Consider the following 17,437-nt stretch of genomic DNA (forward strand, 5'->3'; position numbering starts at 1 on the left):
ATACTAGAATTAAATTATTAAAAATTTAGAAAATTAGAAAAGGGAGAGGGTAGAAAGTCGGTCGTCATTTTGAAAGGCTGTTTTCGCAAACGTTGTTGCTCTTGAAAGTGGTTGATTTCCACTCAAAGATGCTTGCTTTCCGCGGGGCGTGCGGTGAGCCCACTGATCCCGCAGAAGTCTCGCACCTTGCTCGCTCTCCAATCAATTTGCACAAGGTAAGTTTTAAAAATGAGCCAAAAGCAACAATCTTTAAGGAAATTGTCTTTAAAAACATTTGGGGGAGGATACTATGAAGATTATTAAAGTTCCGTTTCTATCAATGCTTATCGGTTTGCTTACCATATTGGCTGCATGTGGTGGCAGTGGGGAAAGTTCAGGTGACAAAAATAAAGAATTAGAAGTTGTCACAGACGCAGCCTATGCACCTTTTGAATATATGAATGGTGATAAGATTGTTGGTTTTGATATTGATTTCATGGATGCCGTGATGGAAGAAGCAGGCTATACGCCGAAATATAAAAATATCGGATGGGATCCGCTATTTGTAGAGATTCAGGGAGAAAAGGCTGATGTTGCGATTTCTGCCATCACCATCAATGATGATCGTAAACAGACATATGATTTTTCAACACCGTATTTTGAATCAAGAAATATGATCTTAATTCCTGAAGATAGCGATATCCAAAGTGCTGAAGATTTGAAAGGGAAAAAAGTAGCTGTCCAAAATGGTACGACAGGACAAGCTGCTGTGGAAAAGATTCTTGGTACAAATCACAAAGATATCAAAAAGTTCGATAATAATACACTTGCGATCATGGAGTTGGTTCAGGGAGGAGTCGATGCGGTAGTTGCGGATAACAGTGTCGTACTCGAATATGCGAAAAACAATCCTGATAAAAAGCTCAAGACAATCAGTGATGAAGACAATTTCGAATCTGAATTTTATGGACTCATGTTCCCGAAAGGAAGCGACTTGAAAGCGGATTTCGATAAAGCTGTTAAAGAAGTCATTGAGAATGGAACATATGCAGAGATTTATAAAGAGTGGTTCGGTGATGAACCAGATCTTGAAGCATTGAAACAGCAGATGGAAAACGAATAATTCAAGTCATAGGGGCTGACCAGGTGTTGGAGTGATCTGACACATTGCATGTCAGCCCTTTCTTTACATTAACAGGACATCCAAGGGGAGAGGTTTATGGACTTCAGATTTGATTTGATAATTGACTATGCACCATATTTCTTAAGGGGAACACTTTATACGATAGGTTTTTCATTTGTCGGCATTTTGATTGGCACAGTCTTAGGCTTATTAATAGGATTGGGGAAACTTTCGCCATATCGAGCTCTAAGGTATCCATTAGATTGGTACATTACATTTTTCAGGGGGACCCCTTTTTTTGTACAGATCCTATTGATATACTTTGGGGTTGTACCGCTTCTGATTGGTGATTCAAATGCGATATTGGCAGGAGTCTTAGGGCTTTCCTTAAACGCAGGGGCGTATATTGCAGAAATTTTCAGAGCTGGAATTCAGTCGATTGATAAAGGGCAGATGGAGGCATCACGTTCGTTAGGGATGAATTATTACGAATCGATGCGGTACGTCATTTTACCTCAGGCTGTTAAACGTATGATTCCGCCGTTAGGGAACGAATTCATTGTTCTGATAAAAGAATCATCAATACTGGCAATCATAGCGGCACCTGAATTGATGTACTGGGGGAGAGCGATGCAAGGGCAATATTACCGGGCTTGGGAGCCTTATCTTACTGTTGCACTGATATATCTTCTCTTGACTCTGACAGTCAGTACAATTTTAAACTACATCGAGAGGAGATTGGCTACAGAATGATAAAAGTTCAAAACTTAAAGAAATCATTTGGTTCATTAGAGGTATTAAAAGACATAAGTGCAGAAATAAAGCAGCAAGAAGTTGTATGTGTGATCGGGCCATCCGGTTCAGGGAAATCCACTTTTTTAAGATGTCTCAATTTGCTAGAATCCATCACAGATGGCAAAGTATATATAAAAGGCATTGATATTACTGCAAAATCAACGGATATCAATAAACTGAGAACGGATGTCGGCATGGTATTCCAACAGTTCAACCTTTTCCCGCATAAAACGGTTTTGGAAAATATCATCTTATCACCGATGAAAGTAAGGAAATGGGATAGGAAAAGAGCTGAGGAGAAAGCACGGGAGCTGCTTGCAAAAGTAGGATTATCCGAAAAAGCGGAGGTATATCCAAATTCACTTTCTGGTGGTCAGAAGCAACGGGTCGCCATTGCTAGGGCACTGGCGATGGAACCTGAAATCATGCTTTTTGATGAACCGACATCTGCACTGGACCCGGAGATGGTCGGTGAGGTTTTAGAGGTTATGAAGCAGCTGGCCAAAGAGGGAATGACAATGATTGTGGTCACGCACGAAATGGGCTTTGCCAGAGAAGTCGGAGATCGCGTTCTCTTCATGGATGAAGGCTATATAGTAGAAGAAAACGAGCCGAAGAAGTTGTTTTCAGATCCACAGCATGAACGGACACAATCATTTTTAAGTAAAATACTATGAAAGAAGAAGGGACTGGTTGAAGTTGAATCAGTCTCGTTTTATTTGTCCTTAAAGAAAGTATGTATTCTTCGTTCGGTATGAATGAAATTATGGTTCAGTCTTAGCTAAGGTCAGGTGCTTTGTTGATTTAAACGAAATATGCGAAACTCCTGCGGAAAGGTTTACTCTGCAAAACACATAAACAAAAATGACCCAAAAGCTGTTACGCTTTTGAGCCACTTTCACTACTCATTCATCATTCTGTTGTTTCGTCTTTAATTCCTGCATCACCGAGTACAAATACGAATACAGAAAAAATAAGTCCGATGACTGATGCTAGGCCGAAGCTGTAATGTCCGCCTTGCATTGAGCTTAATACATAGAAAGCCATATTGCTCAACAACAATGCCCAGATTATTGTCCAAATGTAACGCATATGATCACCTCAAGAATAATATGTAGCAATTTACACTTAAAAAGTGCAACTAAGGATCAGCCTTCGCCAAGGCTAGGCAAAACCCGATTTTTTTATCCAATTCATATTGTAGCACAACTCGCCTTCTATCAAAACGTTTTCACGAAACTTCCAAAAAAAGTTCAACTTTTACTATTGATGGCACCTATGCTGAGTAAAGCATAAGAAAATTGGGCGAAAAACCTGTTCTCTTTTCTTTTTCTCGCATACATTAACTTAGAATGTAGAATAAGGTGTGATGAATTTGAGTAAAACCACTCACCGATTTATAAAGACGAATGATCAGCATGCCATCATTCATCTTCCGGAACAGCCTAATGGTTTTGCAATTCTTATAATAGGTGATACGAATCATTATGTGACAAATCAAACAAGTTCGTGGCTGCAGCATCCAGAGCGGAGGAAATTTATCGAGGAACTATGCCGTCATGGATATACCGTGTATTATTCCAATTTATATGGAAGGCATTGGGGGAATGATGGTAGTGTCGAGCTGCTGCATCGAATGTATCATACCATCCTGAAGCAGGAAATCATCAATTCCAGAATCCATGTATTTGCGGAAGGGATGGGAGCTTTATCCGCAGTCAAATGGATGTATCATCATGGAGAACTCACACGGTCTGTATCCTTCATGAATCCATGCTTCAGCTTGAAAGTCCACGCTGAAGCCGTCATGGAGCAAAAACTTTTTTATAAGCAGTTTCATAGGGAAATCAGAAAAGCATATGACATGTCCGAAGATGAAGCAACGTGGTTTTTGCTGAAGGATAAAGGAATGTACGACTACCCTTCTAAAGTACCAGTGAAAATTTGGCACAATATGCAGGGAACTCCGTATTCATTTATAAAACATAGCCGTGCTTTTGAAAAATTCAGGGAGGATCTTGGAGCGCCGATCTCGCTGACGCTGCAGTTACCTGGAGGGAGATATGATCTCGCAAACAAAGTGAAGAATTTCTATCAAAAAAATGAGCTTGAACTATAGTGATCAACCAGTGTATAGAATTATCCGAATGAGACTCTGAGGAAACAATACTACTGGTTGATCTTATTCATGTACATTTAAAGAAGATATTCTTCTATATAAAGGCGATTAAGGCTCTGCCTGCGCTAAGGCATGGTTTCGCTATTTTATCTTCATTTCAGTACATAAAGCTTTTGAAGGGTAGGCATAAGGATTCTGAATCCATGGGTATCGCAAATTTTCCTTTAATCAATCATAGTGAGAAATCAATTGTATTATTTAACAAAGCCCAAAAATAAGATAGTAATAGACTGTATGAAAATGGAGGGCCCATTATTATGAAAAACATCTTGATTACTGGAGTGGCTGGTGAACTTGGAATGCTCCTTTGCAACGACTTTTTAGATGATGAGATTGATGTATATGGTATTGACCATTTAGATAGGGAAGGACACGTAGGTCTCGATCTCATCGGTAGGAATGCATTATTCCATTTCTATAACCTTTCGATCCAAGAGGTTGATTGGGATGATATTGAACAGCCGAGGACCATCTTCCACCTCGCACAAACTTCGCCAAACACGAACCAGTTATCGGAGTTGAAAACAATCCTGCAAAACCAACAACAAAATATGAGGAAGGTCATTCAATACGCAGCCCAGCAAAATAGTAAAATTATCCTTATTTCTACAACGGATGTATATGGAGATTGCAGGCCTCCCTATACAGCCGATCGAACCCCCCAGCCTAACAGCTTATATGGAACATTGATGCTGACGGAGGAAACATACCTCATTGAAACAGCCGAAGCTTTTGATGTCGATTATCATATTATGAGGATTCCCAGGGTATCTGGCTGTAGTAATTCGATTGAAGAAAGATGTTTTACAGTGGATAAACTAGATAAAGCAGGAGTTTCGGACCAGAATAGAGAAATCAGTAATACCTTTACAATAACAAAAGAGAAGTTTATCATTTCTTGTAATCAACTTATGAAGGGGGAACAATCCGATAAAATCATTACCTTAATTGAGGAAAGATGACAACGTTTTTGCATGCCGGACCGTGTGTAGAGTAATTTAGTACTCTTGTAATATTTCGAAATCATATGTATCGTTTATACTAGTGATAGTAATAATGTCTTGGCAGTAAAGAGGAGAGGAAAAAAGAATGGCAAAAATCATCCCTTTCCTGATTGCAATTTCCCTTCTATCTCTTTCAGGGTGTCAGCAAGCACTGAATACCGGAGAGTTGGAGAGCGTTGGACTTTTGATTGAAGATACCATTACCGATAAAGGTTGGGGTACGAAAGGTTATAAGGGCTTACTTCAAATTCAAGAAAAACTCGGTAAGGAAGTATATTATCGTGAAGAAGTTAAATCAAAAGCACAAGTTCTATCAGCAGTCAGAGAATTTCAGAAAAATGATGTGAATCTTGTATTCGGCCATGGAAAGTTATATGCCCCTTTATTCATGGAACTTAAATCGGAATTTCCCGATATGCATTTCGTCAGCTTTAATGGAAAAGTAAGCGGAGAGCGAATAACGAGTATACATTTTGATTCGTATGCCATGGGTTATTTTGCAGGTGTGATCTCTGGTGCGATGACTGAATCCGGTCAAATCGGTATGATCGCAGCTTTTCCCTGGCAGCCTGAAGTAACAGGTTTCCACGAAGGTGCCAGCGTTTATAATGAAAACGTAGAAACACATATTGAATTTGTTGAAGATTGGGAGGATACCAATAGAGCTTTCAATATTTTAAGGAATATGACAGGACAAGGTGTCGACGTCTTTTACCCTGCGGGAGATGGATATACCGTACCAGTAATCGAGCGGATCAAGGAGCAAGGTAACTATGCGATTGGTTTTGTTTCCGATATGGCTGACCTCGGTGAACAAACTGTATTGACAAGCACAGTCCAACATGTCGATCGTCTCTATGTCAGGATTGCCAAAAAGTATGACGAAGGGGAACTCCGGAATGGAAATATCCATTATGATTTCCAGGAGGATGTGATATCCCTCGCGCCTTTCAGTGATGAAGTGCCGAATGGCCTTCAAGATAAGATAAAATCATTGGTTGAGGAATATAAAGAAACAGGTAAACTCCCACAACCATAATTTCATTGGAGGATAAACCTTATGGATCAAGAAAGAAATATGAAGTTCATGCAAATTGCGATGACTCATCTACCAGAAGCGAAACAGATGATGGAAGATAAAGGAATACAATTATCAATGGAAGACATCCAACCAGTACTTAACATGCTGATGAACGTGATGAATGACGCATATGAATTAGGAAGAACAGAAGCCGAATCTGAAAATGAGTAAAAATCGATCAACCACACTTAATACATAGGAAACATAATACATAACCTGTGGGACCTTCAGCATGAAAATTGCAGAAGGTCTTTTATTATTTATATTGAATTTATTTGGAAGTTGTTTTAGCAAACTATGTTGCTCTTGAAAGTGGTTGATTTCCGCTCTAGGATGCTCGCTTTGTGCAGGGCGTGCGGTGAGTCCATCTGCTGTTTCTGTCCGGATAAAAGGTGAATTCGGACAGGGGAGGAAGAAAAACAGTGATTGCTATCCCGAAAAGGACTGTTAAGGGACAGGGAAGCATGAAAAACCCAGTTTGCTGTCCCGAAAAGGATTGTTAAGGGACAGGGAAGCATGAAAAAACCCTGTTTGCTGTCCCGAAAAGGGCTGTTAAGGGACAGGAGAGCGTGAAAAAACCCTTTTGCTGTCCCGAAAAGAATTATTAAGTGACAGCCCACTCGTCGCATTGCAACATTGAATGGTCTCACCTGTCCCGCTTGATCCCGCAGGAGTCTCGCCCTTTACTCTCCAATCAAAAAGCAACAATCTTTAAGAAAAGAGCTTAGTAGGAAGATCTTGTGGCGATAGTAAGACGGGTCAACTTTGGACAGGATCGCAAGCAATGTAGCCAAAGCTGTCCAAAGCTGTCCAAAGATGAAACAACTTCGGTACGTAGCACCATAAATACCATCGTGCTGTCGTCATTAATTGTTTCCTGTATTATAAACGGCACATTTCTGCAATCATTAACACATCCATGGATAAAAACCAATGATAATAACTAGACAATATAGAAATATTGGATTAAAATTAGTACCAAGTCATAATATAAGATACTAAGAAAAGTCATACAAAAAGGGGTAATAAAATGAATGCAGGCGTAATCGGAATTGGCAGATATGTCCCAGAACGTGTGATGACCAATGCAGACCTTGAAAAGATCGTCGATACATCTGATGAATGGATCCGTACAAGAACCGGAATCGAAGAAAGAAGAATAGCAGATAATGATATGGATACATCCCATATGGCTGAAAGAGCTGGAAAAGAAGCGTTGGCAGATGCTGGTCTGGATGCAGCTGATATTGATTTGATTCTAGTCGCTACGGTAACTGGAGATTATGGGTTCCCTTCTGTAGCTTGTCTAATCCAAGAGAGACTTGGAGCACATAACGCAGTAGCTATGGATATCAGTGCAGCATGTGCAGGGTTCATTTATGGTATGATAACGGCAAAGCAATATATTGATACAGATACTTATAAGAATGTGCTCGTCATCGGGGTTGAAAAGTTATCGAAAATCACGGATTGGGAAGATCGGAATACCGCTGTCTTATTTGGGGATGGAGCAGGGGCAGCAGTCATTGCACCCGTATCTGATGAGAAGGGTATTTTATCATTCGATATGGGTTCAGATGGTTCTGGAGCAAAACATTTATTTCAAAATGGTGATCACCTCTATATGAACGGACGTGAGGTATTCAAATTCGCTGTCAGACAAATGCCTGAATCCTCCATGAAGGTCGTTCAAAAAGCTGGACTTCAAAAAGAGGATGTAGACTTTTTGATCCCACATCAAGCGAATATCCGCATTATGGAGGCTGCACGGGAACGCCTTGGTTTACCTCAGGAAAAAATGGCCTCCACTGTCGCAAAGTTTGGGAACACATCCTCCTCTTCAATTCCTATTGCCTTGGTCGAGGCTAGGGAAACAGGTAAGATAAAAGATGGAGATGTACTTGTACTCGTAGGTTTTGGCGGAGGATTGACCTGGGGTGCAGTAGCGTTAAGATGGGGAAAATAGTTTTTTTAAGGAGCTGAATTAGACTATGAATAATCGAGTTGTCATTACAGGACTGGGTACAGTCTCTCCACTCGGAAATGATACAGAGACGACTTGGACGAATATTATCAATGGGAAATCAGGAATCGGTGAACTGACAAGAAGGGACAAGGAACAATTCCCAGCAAAAGTAGCTGGGGAAGCGACTGAGTTCGACCCTGCACAATACATGGATAAAAAAGATGCACGGAAAATGGACCGCTTTACTCAATTTGCAATTGCAGCTACGCAGATGGCTGTAAAAGATGCTGACTTAACCATCACAGATGATAATGCAGATCGAGTAGGCGTGTGGATCGGTTCTGGAATCGGCGGGATGGAAACCTATGAACAGCAATTCCAGGTTTTCATGGAAAAAGGGCAACGACGTGTCAGTCCTTTCTTCGTGCCGATGATGATTCCGGATATGGCTTCAGGTCAGGTATCAATCATGCTCGGTGCAAAAGGAATCAACTCATGTACGGTAACGGCTTGTGCATCGGGAGCGAATTCCATCGGAGATGCGTTTAAAGCGATTCAACGCGGCGATGCCGATGTAATGATCACTGGAGGAACTGAAGCACCGATTACAAATATGGCATTGGCTGGATTCTCATCTGCTAAAGCATTATCTTTCAACACGGATCCTTCTTCTGCAAGCCGTCCATTTGATGCAAACCGTGATGGTTTCGTTATGGGTGAAGGGGCTGGCATACTTGTCCTTGAATCGTTGGAATCAGCACAAAATCGTGGAGCTAGAATTTATGCAGAGATTGTAGGGTATGGTGCTACAGGTGATGCCTATCATATTACTGCTCCAGCTCCAGGAGGAGAAGGCGGTGTACGTGCGATGAACCTCGCTTTGAAGGATGCAGGGATGTCTCCAGATGAAGTCGATTATTTGAACGCCCATGGTACAAGCACTGATTTTAATGATAAATATGAAACAATGGCTATCAAATCGGTATTCGGTGATTATGCGCAAAAGCTTGCGATCAGTTCAACGAAATCAATGACAGGACATTTGTTAGGTGCTGCAGGCGGACTTGAAGCGGTACTTTCAATCAAAGCGATTGAAAACAATATCATGCCGCCGACCATCAATTACGAAACTCCTGATCCTGAATGTGATTTGGACTATATACCGAATGAAGCAAGAAAAGCAGAAGTCAATGCAGTCATGAGTAACTCCTTAGGTTTTGGAGGACATAACGTAGCGCTGTTATTCAAACGATATACCGATTAATAAGTATATTATGCAAAGCTGATAGGATACGCATCCTATCAGCTTTTTTAGAACCAATATTTTATAGGTTTTTTGTGCACACAGTATAATAGTAGAAACTTGGCAATGAATAGTTGTCATAACCTGACTACATGTCCCATATAGTGAATTAACATATGTATACAAGCACTCTAATGGGAGATGAGGGCTTTGATTTTTCGACTATTCTTACTATTGTTAGGATTCAGCTTTGCAGTATCTGGCGGGGTCAGCTTGATCGCCTTTTTGAATTTGATTACCACCGGCCATGGATTTGTTAATTATTTGGCCTTCATCCTGACGCGAGTTGAGTCCATATTATTCATAGTCGGTTTACTGTTGGTATGGGGCAGTATCTACTTGCCTTCCTTTCATAATAAAAACGATGAGAATTGACGAATATGTACAAATGTCGACTAAAAAAAGTTCGATTAAAGAATAAATTTGTATCCCTCTGACTATACTGATTTTAACAAAACAGTAAATCCTGTAAAGTGAGGGGTATACATGTTGTACTTAAGAGACGTATGGGTAAACTGGTTCGAAGGCGAAGAGAACGGTTATAATGTTTGTGAATTCCATGAATGGCGGAAGGAAGACTTCATCGAACTTCTTGACCAAGTACCGATTATCAAAATGGAATCACCTCTTTTAAACTACATAGAAAATGACTTGAGTGAATTGCCTGAGGAACTGTTACGTGAGGTGAAAAACAAAAGTTATATCCGCAAAAACAACCAGCGGGAACAAATCGAGTATTGCATGATTGCGACTGACGGAAAGAAATGTCTTGTTGTGGATACGATGGGATATAAAATCCCGATCCGTAAAAGCAGGATGATTCCGAGGCAAGAACAATTAGTATACGAAATGGCTGAAGAATTGGATCCGAAGAGATACACATTCGATTCTACAAGTGAACAAAAAAAGGAACACCATATCCTATCACCAGATCCTAAGGATATGAAAGGCTTGACACGTCGAGAACGACAGTTGAAACAATTGTTATTCATGGCCCTTGACCAGATGTATACGAGTGGCAATACTGCTGAAGCCAGATATTGGTACACTGAATGGATTCCAGAAAAGTATCCGGACATCCAGATGATGAGTTTTGATGAAGCATGGAGAGCACTCTATAATGAAGTATGTCAGGGGTGGACATCAAAGCATCAGTCGATCTGTGAACGGCTGATAAAAGGACAACCTTACTTTGAGAAAATATGGGAATTAGAAAAAGGGACACATGTAAACCAACAGAGGAGCTGACGATGATCAGTTCCTTTTTAGTTATAGGTTTAGCTGCATGTGTTGAAGGGAAATGTCAGGTGTACATTCAACTACAAGGAGGTATATCATGTCTAAAAGAGTCCTTATGATTGTAACGAATGCAGATAAAATAAATGATGAAAAGGAAACCGGATTATGGTTAGAGGAATTCGCTGTACCGTATAACCTTTTTAAGAATCAAGGATATGATGTAACGGTCAAGAGTCCGAAAGGTGGCCGGATCCCACTTGATCCAAATAGTATTCCTGAAGAGGAGAAACAGGAATTCGCGGAAGCGCAGGACAAATTGACTCGAACGGACAAGCTATCTGAAAAAGATCTGAACGAAGATTTTGACGGCGTGTTTTTACCAGGTGGACATGGGACGATGTTCGACTTTCCAGAGAATGAATTGATGCAAAAAATCATCGGCAAGATGGCTGATGAAAATAAAGTGATTGGAGCGGTTTGCCACGGACCATCCGGGTTGGTCAATGTAACTTATCAGGATGGTACCCCACTGGTAAAAGGGAAGAAGGTCAATGGTTTTACTGATGAAGAAGAAAAAGAAATGCAGCTGACTGAAGAAATGCCGTTTTTACTTGAGACAACACTTAGAGAAAAGGGGGGAGAATTTGTCAGAGGGGAAAAATGGACCGATTTTTCAGTCAGAGATGGAAACCTCGTAACTGGTCAAAACCCGATGTCAAGTGAAAGTACAGCTCAAAAAATGATTGAAGCATTGAATGAATAAAGGAAAATTGGCAAAGCGATGCCTTTTCAAAGAACACAAAAGGGATGATCACAGCGATCATCCCTTTTATCACTTCTTTTTCCTTTTACGTTCTAATCCCATTGCTCTTTCAGCTTTCGCAAGCATTTTGTTGGCTACGAATTCAGCTTTCTCTGCACCTTTATCAAGGATATCATCAAGTTCATCGGAATCGAGTAATTGATAGTAACGCTCCTGGATAGGTTTCAGTTGGCCGATTACTGCTTCAGCAACACCTTCTTTAAAGTCTCCATAACCTTTCCCTTCATACTCTGTCTCTAGTTGTTCAATCGATTTTCCGGAACAGAGTGAATAGATCGTGAGCAGGTTTGCGACACCAGGTTTATTTTCCTTGTCAAATTTTACAGTAGCATCTGAATCCGTTGTCGCACGTTTGATTTTTTTGCGGATTGTCTTTTCATCATCAAGTATTGAAATGAAACCACTTGAATTCTCATCAGATTTGCTCATTTTTTTCGTTGGGTCTCCAAGGTCCATGATTCGTGCACCAACTTTAGGAATATGCACCTCTGGTATGGTGAAGATGTCATTATATTGTCTATTGAATCTTTCAGCCAAATCCCGGGTCAATTCAAGGTGCTGTTTCTGATCGTCTCCGACTGGAACGATGTCAGTCCCATACAACAGAATATCCGCTGCCATTAAAGGAGGGTAGGTAAGGAGCCCTGAAGAAACGCCCACACGATTTTGCGATTTGTCCTTGAATTGGGTCATCCTTTCAAGTTCTCCGATATAGGAGATGCATTGCATGATCCATCCCATTTTTGTGTGTGCAGGAACCTCGGATTGGATGAATAAAGTCGATTTATCCGAATCGATTCCGATAGCGAGATATAATGCAGCTAATTTTCTGGAATTATCCCTAAGTTCCAGTTTATCTTGAGGGACTGTGATGGCATGTTGATTGACCACACAAAAATAACAATCATGCTCCTCTTGATAGGTTACAAAATGCTTCAATGCGCCAAGATAGTTCCCGAGCGTCGGGATTCCTGTCGGCTTTACACCAGAAAAGATTGTTGCCATGAAAATCACTCCTCATAAATTTGTTGATGAAAAATAAAAAACGCGACACAACCGTCCATTATGGGACGATTGCACCGCGTTGCCACCCAGAATTATTCATAAAGAATCACTCAGATCTCTGCGTATAGACTCAGCCTATAGTACAGAGTGTCCATGATAACGTCTGGACCTTACGTCAAAGCCTACTCCCAAATGTTTCGGTTTGATAGCTCAGAAGCCCATTCCACTGATCACCTTATCTGTTTTCACCACCCACAGACTCTCTTAAAAGGGGGATACAGTGTACTCTTCTTCCTCATCGCAATAACAAATTTTATTATCGATAGTATATACAATTGAAATACGATTTGCAATATCAAATGGTAAAAGAAATCAATACAGTTGTCAAAAATCCGAGCAACCCTGTAAGCAGCAAAGGTTCTGAAAAGGTATATTCAAACGCCTCTGATGGTAATTCCGAATTTTCGACGTCCTCCATGATTTCTCCCATTTTCGTACCTTTCTTCATGAACCTTCTGAAACTCAGCGTGATGGCATCGAAGAATCCGCCCCTTGTTACGAACATAAGACCACCAAGCATGATGTACAGCATCGAAATCAGAAAGATAGAGTTTATGAATGTTACAACTGTAATGTTGTCGTAGTAAAAATACATAAAACCAGAGCCCATTACGAGCAAAAGTGCTAATAGATATGTGGATCGTCTAATCAATCGCATGATGTCACCTCGTATTGATGATACACGATAGGTGTTTATTGTAGCAATACCTTTACAGAGTCAATTGGCGTGTAATATGTCAGAACATTTGATAATAATTGACAATTGCATATCTCATTCATTTTTATTAACGGAAAATACGATTGTATCAACCGTTGGGTGTATCTTCTATGCAAAAAATTCTATTTTTAAGCACTCTATACCCGAAAATACCGATTTTTAAAGTAGTTCAAAAGTCCTAATTATTGTTATGAAACCGTAATGAACATAGGGTTTTTGTAAAATATATTAAAAAAGTGCATGCAAAATTTTGTGAAAACTTGTATAATACAAAATGTGAACGGAATTCCTTAAAAAATCTGACATTTTCTGAGGGCGACGTTCGAATAATTTCACCAATATTTAGGGGAGGTCATTAAGACATGAGAAAGTCAAAATGGTCATTGCTTTTAACACTAACATTAGTGTTGAGCATGTTCCTTGCTGCATGTAGCGGCGGCGGCGGAAATAACGCTGACGGCGATAAAGACAGCAAGGATGGAAAAGATAGCGGTAACAAAGATGTACCTCAAGTATTGAACATACTTGAAAGCGCAGAGATTCCGACAATGGACTCTGTAATGGGAACTGACGCTGTAGCGTTCCAAGTTATGGCAGAGACAATGGAAGGTCTATACCGTCTTGGAGAAAACATGGAGCCTGTTGAAGGTATGGCAGAAAGCCATGAAGTAAGTGACGATGAGAAGACTTACACTTTCAAACTTCGTGACGCACAATGGTCAAACGGAACACCTGTAACTGCAGATGACTTCGTTTATTCTTGGAGAAAAGCTGTAAATCCTGACACAGGATCTCAATACAACTTCATCCTTGGAGACGTTAAAAACGCTAACGCTATCATGGCTGGCGAAATGGATCCAGAAGAACTTGGTGTAGAAGCAGTTGACGAGAAGACGTTGAAGGTTGAACTTGAGCAACCAGTTCCATACTTCATCAGCTTGACTACATTCGCAACATTCTTGCCACAAAACGAAGAATACGTTGAAGAGCAAGGCGATAAATATGCTCTTGAAGATGAGAATCTTATCTACAACGGACCATTCACCCTTACTGATTGGAAACATGAAGAAGGATGGGTACTTAAGAAGAATCCTGATTACTGGGATGCTGAATCTGTAAAATTAGAGCAAATCAACGTAAAAGTTGTTAAAGAAACTGCAACTGGCGTAAACCTTTACGAAACTGGAAAAATTGACCGTGTAGGTCTTTCTTCTGAGTACGTAAACAAATATAAAGATCATGAGGATTACAAAACTTTCGAAGAGCCGGTAATGTTCTACCTTAAGATGAACCAGGAACGTGAAGCACTTGCGAATGTAGACATCCGTAAAGCAATCCAAATGGCAGTAAACAAGGAAGACCTTGTCAATGTCATCTTGAACAATGGATCACTTGCTGCAAATTACTTCGTTCCAAAAGGATTCGTGTCTCACCCAGAATCTGGTGAAGACTTCCGTGAGTTGAATGGAGATCTAGTCTCTAACGATGTTGAAAAAGCACAAGAACATTGGGAAAAAGGTTTGGAAGCACTTGGGAAAGAAGAGCTTACATTGGAGGTCCTTGGTGGAGACTCTGAAGTAGCGAAGAAAATGGACGAATACCTTAAGAACCAACTTGAAACGAACCTTCCTGGTTTGACAATCAAGTTGAAAGGTGTTCCTTTCCAACAACGTCTAGAGCTTGATGATGCTATGGATTATGACCTTCAAAATGCTGGTTGGGGTCCTGACTATGCAGATGCTATGACATTCATCGACATGTGGGTGACTGACGGTGGACATAACAAGACTGGCTTCTCTAATGAGAAGTATGACAAGCTTGTTAAGGACGCTAAGACTACATTGACTTCTGATCCTGCAAAACGTTTTGAAGCAATGCTAGAAGCTGAAAAAATCTTGATTGAAGAAGAAGCAGTACTTGCACCACTTTATCAACGTGCTCGTGCTCAACTTTGGAAGCCTTACGTGAAGAACGTATATCAAAACTCATTCGGGCCTGACTACAGCTATAAGTGGGCTTACATCGAAAAGTAAGCTCGACAATAAAACGTTAGTCAGTAAAGGGAGAGTATCAGGAGAGTATATGTCGCCTGAATGACGTATACTCTCTTTTTCCCTGTTATTGGATATTTTTCAGAAAATAACAAAACCATTCGTTGGTTCTCTTCAATAGACAAAAAGGCATACATGGAGGTGGAAGAGGATGAAAGGGTATATTGTTAAGCGTGTGATTTATATGTTTATCACCCTGTTCCTCATTGCATCAGCTACATTCTTCTTGATGAAGATCATGCCGGGTACACCTTTAAGTAACGCGGCAAAGTTAACGGCTGAGCAAGAAGCGATAATACTTGAGAAATATGGACTTAATGACCCCGTCCCTGTTCAATATGTAAAATATATGGCTAATGTAGTTACTGGAGATTTAGGTATTTCTTTTCAATATGATGGAAGAAATGTAACTTCCCTGATTATGAGTCGAATTGGTCCATCAGCACAACTTGGTCTCCAATCGATGATATTCGGAGCAATATTTGGAATATTACTTGGTATCATTTCTGCAATACGTTATAACACGATTTGGGATTATGGAGCAACATTTGTCGCCGTAATTGGTAAGTCGATTCCAAGTTTCGTGTTTGCAGCATTACTTCAATATTATGTCGGTGTTAAATTACAATGGTTTCCTGTTGCCTTTTGGGAAGGATGGGAATATTCCGTATTACCGACGATTGCATTGGCGGTGTTCGTCGTAGCTGTTGCAGCACGTTTCACTCGAACCGAAATGCTTGAGGTCATGAACCAGGATTTTATCACGACTGCAAGAGCAAAGGGTGTAAGTGGTTTTGCTGTTGTATTCAAGCATGGTATCCGAAATGCGATGATTCCGTTGATTACGATTTTAGGACCACTTGCAGTTGGATTGATGACTGGTACATTGGTCGTTGAGAAAATTTTTGCAGTTCCAGGACTTGGAGAACAGTTTGTCCGATCAATTACGACAAATGATTATCCAGTTATCATGGGAACAACACTATTCTTCTCATTCTTCTTGATTTTGGTGATTCTGATCGTTGATATCCTTTATGGAGTCATTGATCCACGAATCCGTTTGGCAGGAGGGAAAGAGTAATGAGTAAACATGAAAACTATGTGAATGATGAACTTTTCCAACCTGCTCAAATTGACAGTACTAAAAGCGAGAAAATTGCTGGTCCCAGTCTGAGCTTCTGGCAAGATGCCTGGATGAGACTAAAGAAAAATAAATCTGCCATTGTAGGTTGTCTCATTCTACTTGCTTTGACGACCCTGGCAATCTTCGGCCCGATGATGAACGATTTCGGTTTTGATGATCAGAAATTGACTCGTGCCAATCTCCCAGCTAAGGTCCCTGGTCTAGAAAACCTGGGAATCATGGATGGAACAGATGACATGGGCAATGATATGTATGAAATGAAGGGCATAGAAGAAGGAACATATTTTTGGTTTGGTACAGACGGTTTGGGACGTGACCTTTGGACCCGTGTATGGCAAGGAACCCGTATTTCATTATATATCGCGTTATTAGCGGCTGCGATTGATATGGTGATCGGGGTAATCTATGGCGGAATCTCAGCATATTACGGAGGGCGTGTTGATAATGTCCTACAGCGTATCGTAGAGGTTCTGGTTGGAATTCCAAACCTGGTCGTCGTTATCTTGATGATCCTCGTCTTAGACCCAGGAATCATATCGATAACCGTCGCCCTGACAATAACCGGTTGGATCGGGATGTCAAGGATTGTCCGTGGTCAGATCTTAAAGTTGAAAGGCCAAGAATTCGTCTTAGCTTCTAGAACACTTGGTTCATCGGATAATAAAATCATTTCAAAACACTTGATTCCGAACGTGATGGGTGTCATTATCATAAATACAATGTTTACGATTCCAGCTGCAATATTCTTCGAAGCATTCCTAAGCTTTATCGGATTAGGTTTACAACCGCCATTGGCTTCATTAGGAACATTGATTGAAGAAGGATATCGTAATATGCAGATTTTTCCTCATATGATGATTTATCCATCAATCATTATCAGTTTGGTCATGATTGCATTCAACGTTGTTGCGGATGGATTGCGGGATGCGCTAGATCCGAAGATGAGAGATTAATAGAAGGTGGGTGA

General features: G+C 40.5%; 18 protein-coding genes and 1 other annotated feature. Of the genes, 15 read left to right on the plus strand and 3 right to left on the minus strand.

Going from position 1 to position 17,437, the window contains the following annotated elements:
- The first annotated feature begins 289 nt into the window (after window positions 1-289).
- The 3 genes from N8M93_RS13220 to N8M93_RS13230 all read left to right on the plus strand — a co-directional run bounded on the left by N8M93_RS13220 (window position 290) and on the right by N8M93_RS13230 (window position 2,574).
- Window positions 290-1,102 (plus strand): basic amino acid ABC transporter substrate-binding protein, encoded by an 813-nt coding sequence (locus tag N8M93_RS13220; RefSeq protein ID WP_261132543.1) that lies wholly within the window; start codon window positions 290-292, stop codon window positions 1,100-1,102.
- A gap of 96 nt (window positions 1,103-1,198) precedes the next feature.
- The gene (locus N8M93_RS13225; protein ID WP_261132544.1) at window positions 1,199-1,855 is read left to right on the plus strand and encodes an amino acid ABC transporter permease; all 657 of its coding nucleotides are present in this window, start codon (window positions 1,199-1,201) and stop codon (window positions 1,853-1,855) included.
- Entirely contained in the window at window positions 1,852-2,574 is a 723-nt protein-coding gene (locus N8M93_RS13230; RefSeq protein ID WP_261132545.1) for an amino acid ABC transporter ATP-binding protein, read from the plus strand. The genes N8M93_RS13225 and N8M93_RS13230 overlap by 4 nt, the downstream gene beginning before the upstream one ends.
- Window positions 2,575-2,809: 235 nt before the next feature.
- Here N8M93_RS13230 and N8M93_RS13235 read toward each other — a convergent pair whose 3' ends face one another.
- Window positions 2,810-2,989: a YjzD family protein gene (locus tag N8M93_RS13235; RefSeq protein WP_261132547.1), complete on the minus strand. Its 180-nt coding sequence runs from the start codon at window positions 2,987-2,989 to the stop codon at window positions 2,810-2,812.
- A 283-nt stretch (window positions 2,990-3,272) separates the two neighbouring features.
- Here N8M93_RS13235 and N8M93_RS13240 point away from each other — a divergent pair, with 283 nt between their 5' ends.
- The 9 genes from N8M93_RS13240 to N8M93_RS13280 all read left to right on the plus strand — a co-directional run bounded on the left by N8M93_RS13240 (window position 3,273) and on the right by N8M93_RS13280 (window position 11,432).
- Entirely contained in the window at window positions 3,273-4,016 is a 744-nt protein-coding gene (locus N8M93_RS13240; protein ID WP_261132548.1) for an alpha/beta hydrolase, read from the plus strand.
- Between the two features lie 317 nt (window positions 4,017-4,333).
- Window positions 4,334-5,038, plus strand: coding sequence for an NAD(P)-dependent oxidoreductase (locus N8M93_RS13245; RefSeq protein ID WP_261132549.1), 705 nt, complete (start codon window positions 4,334-4,336; stop codon window positions 5,036-5,038).
- A gap of 127 nt (window positions 5,039-5,165) precedes the next feature.
- Window positions 5,166-6,119, plus strand: a complete 954-nt coding sequence (locus N8M93_RS13250; protein WP_261132551.1) for a BMP family ABC transporter substrate-binding protein — start codon at window positions 5,166-5,168, stop codon at window positions 6,117-6,119.
- 21 nt (window positions 6,120-6,140) lie between these two features.
- The gene (locus tag N8M93_RS13255; protein WP_261132552.1) at window positions 6,141-6,332 is read left to right on the plus strand and encodes a ComZ family protein; all 192 of its coding nucleotides are present in this window, start codon (window positions 6,141-6,143) and stop codon (window positions 6,330-6,332) included.
- Window positions 6,333-7,191: 859 nt separating this feature from the next.
- On the plus strand, window positions 7,192-8,127 hold the full coding sequence (locus N8M93_RS13260; protein WP_261132554.1) for a beta-ketoacyl-ACP synthase III: 936 nt from the start codon (window positions 7,192-7,194) through the stop codon (window positions 8,125-8,127).
- Between the two features lie 25 nt (window positions 8,128-8,152).
- Window positions 8,153-9,391 carry a beta-ketoacyl-ACP synthase II gene (gene fabF / locus N8M93_RS13265; protein WP_261132555.1) on the plus strand — a complete coding sequence of 413 codons (1,239 nt, stop codon included), beginning with the start codon at window positions 8,153-8,155 and terminating at the stop codon, window positions 9,389-9,391.
- Window positions 9,392-9,580: 189 nt separating this feature from the next.
- Window positions 9,581-9,805 carry a hypothetical protein gene (locus tag N8M93_RS13270; RefSeq protein WP_314728285.1) on the plus strand — a complete coding sequence of 75 codons (225 nt, stop codon included), beginning with the start codon at window positions 9,581-9,583 and terminating at the stop codon, window positions 9,803-9,805.
- 111 nt (window positions 9,806-9,916) lie between these two features.
- The gene (locus tag N8M93_RS13275; protein WP_261132557.1) at window positions 9,917-10,678 is read left to right on the plus strand and encodes a YjbA family protein; all 762 of its coding nucleotides are present in this window, start codon (window positions 9,917-9,919) and stop codon (window positions 10,676-10,678) included.
- 88 nt (window positions 10,679-10,766) lie between these two features.
- Window positions 10,767-11,432, plus strand: coding sequence for a type 1 glutamine amidotransferase domain-containing protein (locus N8M93_RS13280; RefSeq protein ID WP_261132559.1), 666 nt, complete (start codon window positions 10,767-10,769; stop codon window positions 11,430-11,432).
- A gap of 69 nt (window positions 11,433-11,501) precedes the next feature.
- Here N8M93_RS13280 and trpS read toward each other — a convergent pair whose 3' ends face one another.
- Both trpS and N8M93_RS13290 read right to left on the minus strand, forming a co-directional pair.
- Complete coding sequence (trpS, locus tag N8M93_RS13285) at window positions 11,502-12,497, minus strand: tryptophan--tRNA ligase (protein ID WP_261132561.1); 996 nt, start codon at window positions 12,495-12,497, stop codon at window positions 11,502-11,504.
- Between the two features lie 58 nt (window positions 12,498-12,555).
- Window positions 12,556-12,805, minus strand: a binding site (T-box leader).
- Window positions 12,806-12,852: 47 nt separating this feature from the next.
- On the minus strand, window positions 12,853-13,215 hold the full coding sequence (locus tag N8M93_RS13290) for a DUF3899 domain-containing protein (RefSeq protein ID WP_261132563.1): 363 nt from the start codon (window positions 13,213-13,215) through the stop codon (window positions 12,853-12,855).
- 422 nt (window positions 13,216-13,637) lie between these two features.
- On the opposite strand from N8M93_RS13290, the gene N8M93_RS13295 reads away from it, so the two are divergent.
- The 3 genes from N8M93_RS13295 to opp3C all read left to right on the plus strand — a co-directional run bounded on the left by N8M93_RS13295 (window position 13,638) and on the right by opp3C (window position 17,423).
- On the plus strand, window positions 13,638-15,308 hold the full coding sequence (locus N8M93_RS13295; RefSeq protein ID WP_261132565.1) for a peptide ABC transporter substrate-binding protein: 1,671 nt from the start codon (window positions 13,638-13,640) through the stop codon (window positions 15,306-15,308).
- Between the two features lie 169 nt (window positions 15,309-15,477).
- The gene (opp3b, locus tag N8M93_RS13300) at window positions 15,478-16,407 is read left to right on the plus strand and encodes an oligopeptide ABC transporter permease (RefSeq protein ID WP_261132567.1); all 930 of its coding nucleotides are present in this window, start codon (window positions 15,478-15,480) and stop codon (window positions 16,405-16,407) included.
- Window positions 16,407-17,423: an oligopeptide ABC transporter permease gene (gene opp3C / locus N8M93_RS13305; protein ID WP_261132569.1), complete on the plus strand. Its 1,017-nt coding sequence runs from the start codon at window positions 16,407-16,409 to the stop codon at window positions 17,421-17,423. Before opp3b ends, opp3C begins: the two co-directional genes overlap by 1 nt.
- Window positions 17,424-17,437 lie beyond the last annotated feature (14 nt).

The sequence above is a fragment of the Bacillus sp. Marseille-Q3570 genome, from assembly GCF_946151055.1.
In the GTDB taxonomy this organism is placed as follows: Bacteria; Bacillota; Bacilli; order Bacillales; family Fictibacillaceae; genus Pseudalkalibacillus.

Bases quoted from the DNA above. Each gene is read 5' to 3' on its own strand.
- N8M93_RS13255 (WP_261132552.1), top strand. From the start codon at position 6,141: ATGGATCAAGAAAGAAATATGAAGTTCATGCAAATTGCGATGACTCAT.
- N8M93_RS13250 (WP_261132551.1), top strand. From the start codon at position 5,166: ATGGCAAAAATCATCCCTTTCCTGATTGCAATTTCCCTTCTATCTCTT.
- N8M93_RS13260 (WP_261132554.1), top strand. From the start codon at position 7,192: ATGAATGCAGGCGTAATCGGAATTGGCAGATATGTCCCAGAACGTGTG.
- fabF (WP_261132555.1), top strand. From the start codon at position 8,153: ATGAATAATCGAGTTGTCATTACAGGACTGGGTACAGTCTCTCCACTC.
- N8M93_RS13280 (WP_261132559.1), top strand. From the start codon at position 10,767: ATGTCTAAAAGAGTCCTTATGATTGTAACGAATGCAGATAAAATAAAT.
- N8M93_RS13235 (WP_261132547.1), bottom strand. From the start codon at position 2,989: ATGCGTTACATTTGGACAATAATCTGGGCATTGTTGTTGAGCAATATG.
- trpS (WP_261132561.1), bottom strand. From the start codon at position 12,497: ATGGCAACAATCTTTTCTGGTGTAAAGCCGACAGGAATCCCGACGCTC.
- opp3b (WP_261132567.1), top strand. From the start codon at position 15,478: ATGAAAGGGTATATTGTTAAGCGTGTGATTTATATGTTTATCACCCTG.
- N8M93_RS13290 (WP_261132563.1), bottom strand. From the start codon at position 13,215: ATGCGATTGATTAGACGATCCACATATCTATTAGCACTTTTGCTCGTA.
- N8M93_RS13230 (WP_261132545.1), top strand. From the start codon at position 1,852: ATGATAAAAGTTCAAAACTTAAAGAAATCATTTGGTTCATTAGAGGTA.
- opp3C (WP_261132569.1), top strand. From the start codon at position 16,407: ATGAGTAAACATGAAAACTATGTGAATGATGAACTTTTCCAACCTGCT.
- N8M93_RS13225 (WP_261132544.1), top strand. From the start codon at position 1,199: ATGGACTTCAGATTTGATTTGATAATTGACTATGCACCATATTTCTTA.
- N8M93_RS13295 (WP_261132565.1), top strand. From the start codon at position 13,638: ATGAGAAAGTCAAAATGGTCATTGCTTTTAACACTAACATTAGTGTTG.
- N8M93_RS13220 (WP_261132543.1), top strand. From the start codon at position 290: ATGAAGATTATTAAAGTTCCGTTTCTATCAATGCTTATCGGTTTGCTT.
- N8M93_RS13245 (WP_261132549.1), top strand. From the start codon at position 4,334: ATGAAAAACATCTTGATTACTGGAGTGGCTGGTGAACTTGGAATGCTC.
- N8M93_RS13275 (WP_261132557.1), top strand. From the start codon at position 9,917: ATGTTGTACTTAAGAGACGTATGGGTAAACTGGTTCGAAGGCGAAGAG.